The sequence below is a fragment of the Enterobacter cloacae complex sp. P47BA genome (assembly GCF_014930485.1).
GTDB lineage: Bacteria > Pseudomonadota > Gammaproteobacteria > Enterobacterales > Enterobacteriaceae > Enterobacter > Enterobacter bugandensis.
Map to the genome: position 1 here is coordinate 77515 of NZ_JADBRF010000004.1, position 14416 is coordinate 91930.

Annotated in this window: 10 protein-coding genes; 8 read left to right on the top strand and 2 right to left on the bottom strand. The window is 59.3% G+C overall.

The annotated features are described in order from the left end of the window. The first annotated feature begins 120 nt into the window (after positions 1 to 120). The 7 genes from IM299_RS06465 to IM299_RS06495 all read left to right on the top strand — a co-directional run bounded on the left by IM299_RS06465 (position 121) and on the right by IM299_RS06495 (position 10584). The gene (locus IM299_RS06465; protein ID WP_193357186.1) at positions 121 to 2304 is read left to right on the top strand and encodes a TonB-dependent siderophore receptor; all 2184 of its coding nucleotides are present in this window, start codon (positions 121 to 123) and stop codon (positions 2302 to 2304) included. Positions 2305 to 2431: 127 nt separating this feature from the next. After that, entirely contained in the window at positions 2432 to 4405 is a 1974-nt protein-coding gene (locus IM299_RS06470; RefSeq protein ID WP_028012236.1) for a PhoX family phosphatase, read from the top strand. Between the two features lie 102 nt (positions 4406 to 4507). Continuing rightward, entirely contained in the window at positions 4508 to 5896 is a 1389-nt protein-coding gene (gene pheP, locus IM299_RS06475) for a phenylalanine transporter (RefSeq protein ID WP_045631412.1), read from the top strand. Between the two features lie 229 nt (positions 5897 to 6125). Then, positions 6126 to 7361 carry an MFS transporter gene (locus IM299_RS06480; RefSeq protein WP_048956981.1) on the top strand — a complete coding sequence of 412 codons (1236 nt, stop codon included), beginning with the start codon at positions 6126 to 6128 and terminating at the stop codon, positions 7359 to 7361. 15 nt (positions 7362 to 7376) lie between these two features. Next, positions 7377 to 8402 carry a sugar phosphate isomerase/epimerase gene (locus IM299_RS06485; RefSeq protein ID WP_193357187.1) on the top strand — a complete coding sequence of 342 codons (1026 nt, stop codon included), beginning with the start codon at positions 7377 to 7379 and terminating at the stop codon, positions 8400 to 8402. Next, complete coding sequence (locus IM299_RS06490) at positions 8395 to 9537, top strand: Gfo/Idh/MocA family protein (protein WP_048956978.1); 1143 nt, start codon at positions 8395 to 8397, stop codon at positions 9535 to 9537. The genes IM299_RS06485 and IM299_RS06490 overlap by 8 nt, the downstream gene beginning before the upstream one ends. Before the next feature lie 75 nt (positions 9538 to 9612). Then, positions 9613 to 10584 (top strand): LacI family DNA-binding transcriptional regulator, encoded by a 972-nt coding sequence (locus tag IM299_RS06495; RefSeq protein WP_047362669.1) that lies wholly within the window; start codon positions 9613 to 9615, stop codon positions 10582 to 10584. On the opposite strand, the gene IM299_RS06500 is transcribed toward IM299_RS06495, so the two are convergent. Together IM299_RS06500 and IM299_RS06505 are read right to left on the bottom strand one after the other, a co-directional pair. Next, positions 10585 to 11829: a mechanosensitive ion channel family protein gene (locus IM299_RS06500; RefSeq protein WP_041911005.1), complete on the bottom strand. Its 1245-nt coding sequence runs from the start codon at positions 11827 to 11829 to the stop codon at positions 10585 to 10587. It abuts the gene before it with no gap. 65 nt (positions 11830 to 11894) lie between these two features. Beyond that, positions 11895 to 13331 (bottom strand): MFS transporter, encoded by a 1437-nt coding sequence (locus IM299_RS06505; protein WP_193357188.1) that lies wholly within the window; start codon positions 13329 to 13331, stop codon positions 11895 to 11897. 107 nt (positions 13332 to 13438) lie between these two features. On the opposite strand from IM299_RS06505, the gene IM299_RS06510 reads away from it, so the two are divergent. Next, the gene (locus IM299_RS06510) at positions 13439 to 14308 is read left to right on the top strand and encodes a helix-turn-helix transcriptional regulator (protein WP_048956974.1); all 870 of its coding nucleotides are present in this window, start codon (positions 13439 to 13441) and stop codon (positions 14306 to 14308) included. Positions 14309 to 14416: the final 108 nt, after the last annotated feature.

Sequence of the window (14416 nt, forward strand, 5' to 3'; positions counted from 1 at the left end):
GCAGAGATTTGCGCTTGCCAAAGCATAGATAATGCGTATAGTTCTCATTTGCATTGCAACCAATATATTCTAAGGCCCGTCCACGGGCTATTTTTGCGCGCACTTTCAAACGAGTTAACGATGAACAACACCAAAATGCACAAAACGCTGCTGGCGCTCGCCATTGGCGCGGTTACACATTCCGCCTGGGCGGCAGAGGATAAAAAAGAAGACACCATCGTTGTGCAGTCTGCACCTGCCGGCGACTTTAAACCCGGTGGCGACCAGCTGGTGCCGGCCTTCCTTGACGGACAGGTGGCGAACGGCGGGCGAATGGGGATGCTCGGCCAGCAGAACGCCATGGACGTGCCGTTCAACATCATCAGCTACACCTCAAAGCTGGTGGAAGATCAGCAGGCGAAAACCATTGCTGACGTGGTCGCCAACGACGCGGGCGTGCAGTTTGTTCAGGGTTACGGCAACAGCGCAGAAACCTTCCGCATTCGCGGCCTGAAGTTTGACGGCGACGACATGACCTTCGGTGGCCTCTCCGGCGTGCTGCCGCGTCAGGTGGTGGATGCCCAGATGGTTGACCGCATTGAGATCTTCAAAGGGGCCAACTCCCTGATGAACGGCGCGGCAAGCTCGGGCGTGGGCGGGATGATTAACCTTGAGCCTAAACACGCGGGCGACACCCCGCAGGCGAAAGTGGGCGTGGACTACACCTCGGATTCCCAGATTGGCACCACCCTGGATGCGGGCCGTCGCTTTGGCGATAACGACCAGTTCGGCGCGCGCGTGAACCTCGTGCATCGTGAAGGGGAAACCGGCGTACCGAACGACCGCCGCCGCACCACGCTGCTCTCTACCGGCCTGGACTACAAAGGCGACCGCTTCCGCACCTCGCTGGATCTGGGCTATCAGAAGAAAACCTTCCACGGCAGCCCGACCAGCGTCAACATCTCGGCGGTGGACTTCGTGCCTGAACCACCGAAAAACGATCGTAACTTCTCGCAGAAGTGGGCCTACAGCGATATCGAAAACGAGTTCGGGATGTGGCGCAGCGAGTATGACATCACCGATAGCTGGACGGCCTATACAGGCCTGGGCGCGCAGCACGCGCACGAAGAGGGGATCTACAGCGCGCCGAAGCTGGTGGACAAGAGCGGTAACGCAACGGTCAGCCGTCTGGATACCAACCGCATCAGCGATTCCGTCAGCGGGATGGCGGGCATTCGCGGTAACTTCACTACCGGCTTCGTATCGCACAAGGTCAACGTTGGCTATTCCGCGATGACCAAAAACGAAAAAATCGCGTGGAAAATGTCGGCGGCGAAGGATAACCCGACCACCAACATCTACCACAACACCGGCGTGGATATGCCGGACAGCACCAACTTCAACGGCTCCGGCGGTAAATACAGCGATCCGCTGACCAGCGGGCGCACCCGCACCCAGGGCTGGCTGCTGAGCGATACCCTGGGCGTGCTTGATGACAAGCTGCTGTTCACCGCAGGCGCGCGCCATCAGAAAGTGGTCGTTCGCGGGTATAACAAAATTACCGGCGCAGAGAACGACGCGGACGGCTTCGACGGCAGCCGCTGGATGCCAACCTACGGCGTGGTTTACAAACCGTGGGAAGAAATTTCCCTCTACGCCAACCACACCGAAGCGCTGCAGCCGGGCAAAACCGCACCTAACACCGCCACCAACTACGGCCAGAGCACCGGCATCGTTCACTCTAAGCAGAACGAAGTGGGCGTGAAGGCGGACTTCGGGCGCGTGGGCGGCTCTCTGGCGCTGTTTGAGATTAAAATGCCCTCGGCGATCCTCGATGCTAACAATCACTACGGCCTGGATGCGGAGCAGCGCAACCGTGGCGTGGAGCTAAACGTCTTCGGCGAGCCGATGCTCGGGATGCGTCTGAACGCCAGCGCCACCTGGCTGCAGGCGGAGCTAACCAAAACCAAAAACGGCGTGAATCAGGGCAACGATGCAATTGGTATTCCGAACTTCTACGCCGTGCTGGGCGCGGAGTACGACATCAAGCCGGTTGACGGCCTGACAGCGACCGCGCGCGTGAACCACTCCGGCACGCAGTATGCCGACCTCGCGAACAGCAAAAAGCTGGATAGCTACACCACGCTGGATCTGGGCATGCGCTATCGCTTCGCGGTGAACCACAACGCAAACCAGATGACCGTGCGCGCGGGCATCGACAACGTGACCAATGAGAACTACTGGGCCAGCGTGGACGATTCCGGTACCTACATCACTCAGGGCGAACCGCGTACCTTTAAGGTCTCGGTTGGCTACGAGTTCTAAGCGTTCCACCTCGTTATCCGGGGCACGGATGCCCCCATCCTTCCGTCATCGTGTTATAAAATTGTAATAAAAGCTTCTTACACTGGTCGCCAACTCTTTACCTCTTGGCCAATGACAGGAAGCCGCTATGGGCAGACCCCTCAAATCCGTTTTTAAAAAAGAACATCGCGACGACATCGCTAACCGCAGCGCAAACCCGGTATTCTCCGAGGTGGCAGAGGTGTTTCTCTCCCGCCGCCGTTTTCTCCAGATGGGGGCCGTTGCGGGGGCCGCCGTATCATTCCCGTTTCTGATCAAACCTGAGAACGCCATTGCCGCGGTATCGAAACCTTCCGCGCTGGCAAAAGCAGTTTCCCTGGGCTTTACCAGCATCGACGTCTCCACCGAAGATACGGTCAGGGTGCCGGAAGGCTATATTGCCCGCCCGTTCTATCGCTGGGGTGACCCGACGGGGATCAAAAACAACATGCCGGCCTTTAAGCCGGACGCCAGCAACACCACGGACGAACAGGCCGTGCAGGCGGGCATGCACCACGACGGCATGGCGTGGTTTAGCCTGCCGCAGGGGGAGCAAAACCCGGAGCATGGCCTGCTGGCGATGAACCATGAATACATCGACAACGGGATGCTGTTTACCGACGGTACGGCGAACTGGAGCCTCGACAAGGCCCGCAAGGGGCAGAACGCGATGGGCGTGTCGGTAGTGGAAGTGAAAAAAGCGGGCAGCGACTGGCAGGTGGTACGCCCGTCTTCATATGCCCGCCGCATCACCGTCAATACGCCGATGCAGCTTACCGGCCCGGCGCGGCATCAGGACTTAATGAAAACCGCCGCCGACCCGCAGGGGGAGCGCGTGCTGGGCACCATGCAAAACTGCGCTAACGGCCACACGCCGTGGGGCACCTATCTTACCTGCGAGGAAAACTGGTCGGATATTTTTGTCAAAAAAGCCGATCTCAATCCGCTGGAAAAACGCTACGGCATCAGCGACAGCGATGAATCCTACCGCTGGAACGAGGTGGACGAGCGGTTCAGCGTGGATAAAACCCCTAACGAACCCAACCGTTTCGGCTGGGTGGTGGAGATCGATCCCTACAACCCCACCTCCACACCGCGCAAGCACACCGCGCTCGGTCGCTTCAAGCATGAGGGGGCAGCCGTCACGCTCGCCGCCGATAACCGCGTGGTGGTCTACATGGGGGACGATCAGAAGTTTGAGTACATCTATAAGTTTGTCTCGGACAAAAAATACGATCCCGCGAACCGTGAAGCCAATATGCAGCTGCTGACCTCCGGCACGCTGTACGTCGCCAGGTTCAACGAGGACGGGAGCGGAGACTGGCTGCCGCTGATCTTCGGGCAAAATGGCCTGGATAAGAGTAAAGGGTTTGAAAGCCAGGGCGATCTGCTGATTAAAACTCGCCTGGCGGCCGACGCGGTGGGGGCGACCAAAATGGATCGCCCCGAATGGATAGCCGTCGATCCGCACGCCAGCGGCAGCGTCTACTGTACGCTCACCAACAACAGCGATCGCGGGAAAGAGGGGAAAGCGCCGGTGGATGCCGCCAACCCGCGCGCCAACAACGTGTTTGGGCATATCATGCACTGGCACGAAGACGGCGCGGACCCTGCTGCCGCACGCTTTAAGTGGGATATTCTGGTCATGGCCGGACGCACCGACGGCGACGATCCGAAGGCCAAAGGCTCCATGCAGGGCGCGGCATTCGGCAGTCCGGACGGACTCTCTTTCGATCATCAGGGCGTCCTGTGGATCCAGACCGACGTCTCCTCCAGCACCATCAATAAGAAAGCGTATGAGGGGATGGGCAATAACCAGATGGTGGCGACCATTCCGGGCACCAACGAGTATCGCCGTTTCCTGACCGGGCCGCGCGGGTGTGAGATCACCGGCATTGCGTTTACGCCGGACAACCGCACGCTGTTTATCAACATTCAGCACCCAGGGGAGGGCGGGGATGATATTACCGACCCGGCCAATCCTCGCGCCGTCTCTAACTGGCCGGACGCCAGTCCGAACGGACGCCCGCGATCGTCCACGGTGGTGATCGTTAAAGCAGACGGCGGAATTATCGGGTCGTGACGTTTATCCGCCGGGCGCACGCGCTGGCCCGGCGTTAAGCTTGCTACCACCAGCATGAAGTGTTAAAACGTGCCCCTTCTAAAAAAGAGACAGGGGTAGGGCGTGAAAGACGCGTCATCCGCTTCAGGCCATGGTCGCGCTGAAGCCTCGTCGGATCAGAATCCGACGCTGCAACGTGGTTTGCAAAATCGACATATTCAGTTAATTGCCCTCGGTGGCGCAATCGGTACCGGGCTGTTTCTCGGCATCGGCCCCGCCATTCAGATGGCCGGCCCGGCGGTTCTGCTGGGTTACGCTATCGCCGGGATTATCGCCTTCCTGATCATGCGCCAGCTCGGCGAGATGGTCGTTGAAGAGCCGGTGTCAGGCTCCTTCGCGCACTTTGCCTATAAATACTGGGGCCCGTTCGCAGGCTTCCTCTCCGGCTGGAACTACTGGGTGATGTTCGTGCTGGTGGGGATGGCGGAGCTGACCGCTGCAGGCATCTACATGCAGTACTGGCTGCCGGACGTGCCCACGTGGATCTGGGCGGCGGCCTTCTTCATCATCATTAACGCCGTTAACCTCGTCAACGTGCGCCTGTACGGTGAAACCGAGTTCTGGTTTGCGCTGATTAAGGTGCTGGCGATTATCGGCATGATCGGCTTTGGCCTGTGGCTGCTGTTCTCCGGCCACGGCGGCGAGCGGGCCACTATCGACAACCTGTGGCAGCACGGCGGCTTTCTGGCGACCGGCTGGAAAGGGCTCATCCTCTCGCTGGCGGTGATTATGTTCTCCTTCGGCGGTCTGGAGCTGATTGGCATTACCGCGGCCGAAGCGCGCGATCCGCACAAAAGCATTCCTAAAGCGGTCAACCAGGTGGTGTACCGTATTCTGCTGTTCTATATCGGCTCGCTGGTGGTGCTGCTGGCGCTTTACCCGTGGGTGGAAGTGAAGTCCGACAGCAGCCCGTTCGTGATGATTTTCCACGATCTCAACAGCAACGTGGTCGCTTCGGCACTGAACTTCGTCATTCTGGTGGCCTCTTTGTCGGTGTACAACAGCGGGGTCTACTCCAACAGTCGTATGCTGTTTGGCCTCTCCGTACAGGGCAACGCGCCGAAGTTCCTCACCCGCGTCAGCCGCCGCGGCGTGCCGGTGAATTCGCTGTTCCTTTCCGGCGCGATTACGTCTCTGGTAGTGCTAATTAACTACCTGCTGCCGAAACAGGCCTTTGGCCTGCTGATGGCGCTGGTTGTGGCGACGCTGCTGCTGAACTGGATCATGATCTGCCTGGCGCACCTGCGCTTTCGCGCGGCGATGCGCCGCAAAGGGCGCGAAACGCAGTTTAAGGCGCTGCTCTACCCGGCGGGGAACTACCTCTGTATCGCCTTCCTTGGGCTGATTCTGGTGCTGATGTGCACCATGGATGAGATGCGACTTTCAGCAATGCTGCTGCCGGTATGGGTGGTGTTCCTGTTTATCGCGTTTAAGCTTTCACGCAAAAAGTAGCGCGGTTTTCTCCCTCTCCCTGTGGGAGAGGGCCGGGGTGAGGGCAACAGACCGCACCTGCCTTCACGCCCGGTGGCGCTGCGCTTACCGGGCCTACAAAACACTGCTTCATCTTTATCGTGACCCCCCTCCCAAATCTTCTACGATCCACAGGATCTTTATTTTGTAATCGATTACTTTTCATCTGAGTTGTTTTGTAATCGATTGCTTTTTCCGGGTGAGGCTTATCATGGTGTCAACTGAAAGTAGTGAAAAGGCGATAACACAGCACCGGCTGCTGGTGCCGCGGCTGTCGCTGATGATGTTTCTGCAATTTTTTATCTGGGGTAGCTGGTCGGTCACGCTCGGCCTGGTGATGACCCAGCACAACATGTCTCTGCTGATTGGCGATGCCTTCTCCGCCGGGCCCATCGCCTCGATTCTTTCGCCGTTCGTGCTCGGGATGCTGGTGGACCGCTTCTTCGCTTCGCAGAAGGTGATGGCGGTGATGCACCTCGCGGGCGCGGCGATCCTCTGGTTCGTGCCGGGGGCGCTGATTGCCGAGAACGGCGCGCTGCTGATTGGCCTGCTGTTTGGCTACACGCTCTGCTACATGCCGACGCTGGCGCTGACCAACAACATCGCGTTCCATAGCCTGGCGAACGTGGATAAAACCTTCCCGGTGGTGCGCGTGTTCGGCACCATCGGCTGGATCGTGGCGGGCATTTTCATCGGCGTCACCGGCGTGGCGTCCAGCGTTACCATCTTTAAGGTAGCGGCGGCCAGCTCCGTGCTGCTGGCGCTTTACAGCCTGACGCTGCCGCACACGCCTGCGCCCGCGAAAGGCCTGCCGGTGAAGGTGCGCGATCTCTTCTGCGCGGATGCCTTTGCGTTGCTCAAAACCCGCCACTTTTTCGTCTTCTCCGTCTGCGCGATGCTGATCTCCGTCCCGCTCGGCACCTATTACGCCTACACCGCCTCGTATCTGGCGGATGCAGGAATTGCCGACGTCAGCACCGCCATGTCCTTCGGGCAGATGTCCGAGATCTTCTTCATGCTGGTCATTCCGCTGCTATTCCGCCGCCTGGGGGTGAAGGTCATGCTGCTGATCGGCATGCTGGCGTGGTTTGTGCGCTACGCCATGTTCGCGCTGGGCGTCAGCGAGGAGGGGCGCATTCTGCTGTATCTCGGCATTCTGCTCCACGGCGTCTGCTACGATTTCTTCTTTGTCGTCGGCTTTATCTACACCGACCGGGTGGCAGGCGAAAAGGTCAAAGGCCAGGCCCAGAGCATGATCGTGATGTTCACCTACGGCATCGGCATGCTGCTCGGCTCGCAGATTTCCGGCGCGCTCTATAACCGCCTGGTGGCAGGGCAGACCGTGCCGCAGGCGTGGGTGACATTCTGGTGGATCCCGGCGGTAGCGGCCGCGGCGATCGCGCTGATTTTCCTTCTCACGTTTAAGTATGACGATGACAAGGCGTAACGTTCAGGAGGTGGTATGAGGACGATGAAAGGACCCGGCATTTTTCTGTCGCAGTTTATTGGCGCAGAAGCGCCGTTTAATTCGCTCGACGGGCTGGCTGAATGGGCGGCAGGTAAAGGTTATAAGGCGGTGCAGATCCCCTGCAACCATCCGCACATCTTTGACGTCGAGAAAGCCGCAGAGAGCCAGGCCTACTGCGATGACATCGCCGCTACGCTGGCCGCGCACGGGCTGGTTATCAGCGAGCTGTCTACCCATCTGGAAGGGCAGCTCGTGGCGGTGAACCCCGCCTACAGCGACGCGTTTGACCACTTCGCGCCCGCATCAGTGCGCGGTAACGATGCTGCCCGTCGGGCGTGGGCCACGGAGAAGCTGAAGCAGGCGGCGGTCGCCTCGGCAAGATTAGGTCTGAAAGCGCACGCCACCTTCTCCGGCTCGCTGGCGTGGCCGTTTTTCTATCCGTGGCCGCCGCATAACGAGCAGCGTTTTCAGGAAGCGTTCGAGGAGCTGGCAACCCGCTGGCGGCCAATTCTGGATACCTTTGGCGAGCAGGGGGTGGACGTCTGCTTTGAACTGCATCCCGGGGAAGATCTGCACGACGGCGTGACCTTCGAGCGTTTTCTGGCGCTGGTGGATAACCATCCTCGCTGCAACATCCTCTTTGATCCGAGCCATATGCTGCTCCAGCAGATAGACTATCTGGCCTTTATCGACATCTTCCATGCGCGTATTAAAGCGTTCCACGTGAAGGATGCCGAGTTTCGCCCCAGCGGACGCAGCGGCGTGTACGGCGGCTACCAGCCGTGGATCAACCGCGCCGGTCGCTTCCGTTCGCCCGGTGACGGGCAGATCGACTTTAAGGGCATTTTCAGCAAGCTGACCCAGTACGACTACGACGGCTGGGCGGTGCTGGAGTGGGAGTGCTGCCTGAAGGATGGTGATACCGGGGCGAGTGAAGGCAGCGAATTTATTCGCCGCCATATCATTCCCGTTTCCGGACGGGCGTTTGACGATTTCGCCGCAGGGGGCAGTCATGATTAACGTCGGGATCGTCGGCAGCGGGTTTATTGGCCCGGCACATATCGAGGCGCTCAGGCGCCTCGGGTTTGTTCAGGTGGTCGCGCTGTGCGACGGCTCGCTCGTTAAGGCGCAGGAAAAGGCGCGCCTGCTAAACGTACCGCACGCGTACGGCAGCGTTGAGGAGCTGCTCGCGCACCCTGATTTGCACGTGGTGCACAACTGCACGCCGAACCACCTGCACGCACAGATTAACCGCCAGATCCTGCGCGCGGGCAAGCACGTGTTTTCCGAAAAGCCGTTGTGCATGACGCCTGAGGAGGCGCGCGAGCTGGTGGCGCTGGCGGAGCAGGCGGGCGTGGTGCATGGCGTGAGCTTCGTCTATCGCCAGTTTGCGATGGTGCGTCAGGCGGCGAGCATGCTGCGCGCAAGCAGCCTCGGGCGGATTTTTGCCTCACACGGCAGCTACCTACAGGACTGGATGCTGCTGGAAACCGACTACAACTGGCGGGTGGATGCCGCGCTCGGCGGCGCATCGCGCGCGGTGGCGGATATCGGCTCCCACTGGTGCGACACGGTGCAGTTCGTCACCGGGCGGCGCATTACCGAGGTGATGGCTGATTTATCCATCGTCTGGCCGACGCGCAGGGCCAGCAAGGGCGGGAATCAAACCTTCTCCCATGACGAACAGGCGGAGTATGAAGACAAACCAGTCACGACCGAAGACTTTGGCTCGGTGCTGTTCCGCTTTGACGACGGCAGCAAAGGCAGCTTTAGCGTCTCGCAGGTAAGCGCCGGGCGAAAAAACCGTCTGACCTTTGAGATCAACGGCAGCGAGCGGTCGGTGGCATGGGATCAGGAGATCCCGCAGCAGCTGTGGATCGGCCATCGCGACCGGGCAAACCAGACGCTCACCGACGATCCGGGGCTGATGAACCCTGACGTTGCCGACAGCGCCCATTTCCCTGGCGGGCATATTGAAGGCTGGCCGGATGCCTTCAAAAATATGATGGCGCAGTTCTACCGCGCCGTGCAGGCGGGCGCAATGCCGGAGACGCCGCAGTTTGCGACGTTTCACGATGGCGCAAACGTGATGTATATCATTGATGCCATTGTGAAAAGCCATCAGCAGCAGCGCTGGGTGCGCGTGGAATGCTGACGCATTGCCCGGTTCGCCGGGCAACAAATTTATGGTAGCCTGCACAAAACGCTAACCGCAGGATGTATCGTCGCTATGTCAATTCAGAAAATCGCTCAGCTGGCCGGGGTTTCCGTGGCGACGGTCTCCCGCGTGCTGAATAACAGCGACACCGTGAAGGCGAAAAACCGCGAGCGCGTTCTGCAGGCGATTCAGGAGAGCAACTACCAGCCAAACCTGCTCGCCCGTCAGCTGCGCACCGCCCGCAGCTATATGATCCTGGTGATGGTGTCCAACATCGCCAACCCGTTCTGCGCCGAAGTGGTGAAGGGCATCGAAGCCGAGGCGGAGAAAAACGGCTACCGCATTCTGCTGTGCAACTCCGGCTCGGACATCGAGCGCTCCCGCTCGGGCTTGAGCCTGCTCTCCGGCAAAATCGTCGACGGCATTATCACCATGGACGCCTTCTCGAAGCTGCCGGAACTTGCCGCGCTGATTGGTTCTGCACCGTGGGTGCAGTGCGCCGAATACGCCGATGCGGGCGCGGTCTCCTGCGTCGGCATCAATGATGTGGACGCTTCACAGCATGCCGTCAGCCAGCTGGCCGACGGCGGCCGCAAGCGTATCGCGATGATCAACCACGATCTCAGCTACAAGTATGCCCGCCTGCGCGAACGCGGCTACAAGAGCGTGATCCACCTGCGGGATCTGGACTATCAGGCGGTGGAGTATGCCAGCGATCTCAGCTCCGGGGCGGGCATGGCGGCGATGCAAAACCTGTTAAAAGATAATCCGCCGGATGCAGTATTTGCCGTTTCCGATACGCTGGCGGCAGGCGCGCTGCGCGCCATTCAGCAGGCAGGTCTGCGGGTGCCAGAGGATATTGCCGTGGTCGGCTTTGACGGTACGGAGCTGGCGGACATGATTTCACTCACCACCATCGAACAGCCGTCGCGGGATATCGGGCGCAAGGCGGTCAATCTTCTCTTAAACAAAATCGACAACCCGGATGCGCCCACGGAAAGGGTGATGATGGACTGGCGCTTTATTTCCCGCGCCAGCACCTGATTATCTGGCAATAACGCCTGCCAGGGAGCGAATATCGTTCCCGGTCGGCGACTGGTGAATACGCAGGCCAAACTCATCCACTACCGCGAAAATATGGTCGAAGATATCGGCCTGAATATCTTCGTATTCCGCCCAGATTACCGTATTGGTAAAGGCATATATTTCAATCGGCAGCCCGTTGGCATCCGGCGCCAGCTGACGCACCATCAGCGTCATATCTTTACGAATACGCGGATGGTTACGCAGATATTCATTCAGGTAGGCGCGGAAGGTGCCGATATTGGTCATCTTGCGCAGGTTTAATACCGATTCCCCTTCGCCGTTCTGCTGATTCCACAGGCTGATTTCCTCATGGCGCGCGGCCAGATAAGGCTTCAGCAGTTTTGCCTGAATCAGCTTCTGCTGCTCCTGCTCGTCGAGAAAATGAATGCTGGTGGTATCGATATTCAGGCTGCGCTTGATGCGTCGCCCGCCGGAGGCGGACATCCCGCTCCAGTTGATAAAGGCGTCGGAGACCAGCGCCCACGTCGGAATGGTGGTGATGGTGTTATCGAAGTTGCGTACTTTAACGGTCGTCAGGCCGATGTCCGTCACCGTACCATTAGCGCCGTACTTCGGCATCTCCAGCCAGTCGCCGAGCTTGAGCATATCGTTGGCGGAAAGCTGAATACCCGCCACAAGGCCGAGTATCGGGTCTTTAAACACCAGCATCAGGACGGCGGCCATCGCACCCAGACCGCTGATCAGAATCGCCGGGGACTGGCCGATCAGCAGGGAGATAATCAATATCCCCACCAGGATAGCGCTCACCAGCTTGATGCCCTGGAAGATCCCCTTCAGCGGCAGCTGCGAGGCGGTCGCCATCTTTTGCGACAGATTAAATATCACGTCCAGCAGCGAGAAGAAGGAGAGCAGGGCATACACCATCACCCACAGCTTCGCGCAGGTGGTGAGTATTTCCGCCGCTTCGCTGCCTTTTTGCAGCCACAGTACCGCCTGAACGTTGACGATTATCCCCTGCAGGGTAAAGGCCAGACGGTGAAATAATTTATTCTGGGTAATGATTTGCAGCCATAAATGGCTACTGGCCTGCGCGCGTTTCTCGAATGCGCGCAGCACCAGTTTGTGCAAAATAAAATGAACAATGATGGCGGTGAGAAAAATAATACCAAAGATAATCACTAAAGAGGTGGTGTGATTAATTTCAATCCCTAACTCTTCAACCTGAGCAATTAATTCCTGCATAACGTCTCCTGTATTGTTGCAGCCCCATAATGGCGGCTGCGGATCTATTATGCAAATTCACAGGGTTATTTGGCGGCCTCACAGACCTTCACTACCGGCAGGCAGAGACGATGACGCATGCGCAGCGTCGCCAGCGCCAGGATAACCATCAGGCCGGTTTCCACCGCCAGGAAAAGGTTAATCGCCTGCGCGTAATCCCCGTAGTAATGCTGCAGCCCGTGCAGCAAAATCGCCCCGAAAATGGCCGGTCCCAGACCCAGCGCGGCCTGCTGCAGCGTGCTGAGAATGGCGCTTGCGACCCCTGCGTCGTCAGGCTGGATGTCGCGCATCCCGATGCGGTAGAAGCTGTTTACAATCAGCGCCTGACCGTAGCCCACCAGCCCGGTGGCAGGGGCCAGCGTCAGCGCGGTATTGTTCACGCCCCAAAGCCGGAACGTCGCGATGAGCGCCAGCAGGCCGATTATCTGAATTGCCAGACCCGTCAGCAGAATCGTGCTGGTACTGTAGCGGGCAATTAACCGTGGCGCGAACCAGGCAGAGATAAAATAGGTCACGCCCAGGGCGATAAAGCTGTTCCCGGACTGCCACGGCGCCATCCCCAGACCGGTCTGCATGGTCAGCGCCATACAGAACATAAACCCGGACCAGACGCTGAAAAAGAGCAGCGCAATCACGATGCCAAAGCGAACGCTGCGAAGCTGAAGCAGGCGTGGCGGGATCAGCGGATGGGCATTCTCTCGCTCCTTTTTGCGTGCGTTCTGCGCCATCAGCCAGGCCAGCGGAATAATGGCAAGAAGCATAACCTTCAGCGACCACGGCCAGTGCCACTGCGGACCGAGCGCCATCGGGAACAGCAGGCAGCAAAGAATGAGGGCCAGCAGCACGGTGCCTGTCCAGTCGATGCGCGACGGCGTTTCACGTCGGGTTTCCGGCACGTAGCGGCGGCTTAACGCCAGCACCACCAGACAAATCGGCACGTTGATAAAGAAGGCGTTACGCCAGCCCAGCCCGGCAATATCCGCCGACACCAGCCAGCCGCCGCCCATCTGCCCGACGATAAACGCAATCCCGCCAATGCCGCCAAACAGGCTAATGGCTTTCGCGTGGGCGCTCCCTTTTAGCGTGACGTGCAGCGTGGCGAGGATCTGCGGCATGATGAGCGCTGCCCCCGCGCCCTGAACGATGCGTGCGGCCAGCAGTAGTTCAATATTTCCCGCCATCCCGCACAGCAGCGAGGCCAGCCCAAAAACTGCCACGCCCCACATAAACAGGCGACGGCGGCCACGGTTATCCCCCAGCTTGCTGCCGAGCGCAAGGCAGACGGCAAAGGCCACGCCGTAGAGAGCGACAATGAGCTCCAGCTCGGTGGCGGTGGCGTGCAGCGAGTGGGTGATGGCGTCCAGCGCCACGTTGGTGATTGAGGTATCAATCATCGGCAGCATCTGGCCGGTTAACAGCAATATCAGGCCTGCGCGACCCGGTGAAACAACTGACGTATTCATGGTAACTCCATTGCGTCATTCATCAGATGGTCGTAGCATCAACCATCTGATAAACGGGTACCAGTTCTTGCTTATACTGGTACTGGCACTACCATGCAGGGGGATTTATGGCCTTGATGTCTGAACCCGTCACCTCACTTCAGGATGACACCCGAAAACAGCTGGGGGCATTTTTACGCGCCCGGCGGGAAAGCCTCGATCCCCAGCGTCTCGGCCTGCCGCGCAGCGGTCGGCGGCGCACGCCGGGCCTGCGCCGGGAAGAGGTGGCGATGCTCGCTGACGTGGGCGTGACCTGGTACACCTGGCTTGAGCAGGGCAGGGACGTCAACCCGTCCAGCGCAGTGATGGCCGCCATCGCAAAAGCGCTGCAGTGCACCCCGACCGAGGCCCGGCATCTTTTCGTGCTCGCCGGCTTGCCGCCGGGTGAAGCCCCGCAGGCGGTCTGCTGCGAGGGCATCAGCGAAGGCACGCGCCGACTGCTGGATACGCTGATGCCAAAACCCGCCAGCATTCAGAAGCCCAACTTCGACATCGTCGCGTGGAATGACAGCTTCGGGCATCTCATGGGCGTCGATTTCAACGCCATCCCGCCGGAAGACCGCAACTGTATTTACCTGTTCCTTACCCATCCGGCGTGGCGTGCGCGTCTCGGCAGACGCGACGACGTGCTGCCGATTTTCGTTTCCTATTTCCGCGCGGCGATGGCCGAGCACCGGGGCGACCCGCGGTGGGAAGCCAAACTGGCGCGCTTCTTCGCGGTGTCCGAAGAGTTCAAAACCCTGTGGCACCAGCGCAACGACGTGCGCGGCGTAGAGAACCAGCTCAAGCTGTTTACCCATCCAGAACTGGGAGATTTTACGCTGCAGCAGATGTACTGGTACTCCGCGCCGCGAAACGGATCGCGGCTACTGGTGTATCTCCCGGTGGATGAGGCGGGGGAAAGGGCGATGGAATGGCTGGCGGCGCAGGGGAAGTAAGTTTTTTGCGAGGCGCTTTCAGGTAATCAAAGCGGCTCCGGTTCTTCCTGTTAAAAAATGGGTAAGGTGGGACACGAAAAGCTAAATTAGCCTTTAATGCAAATTGCC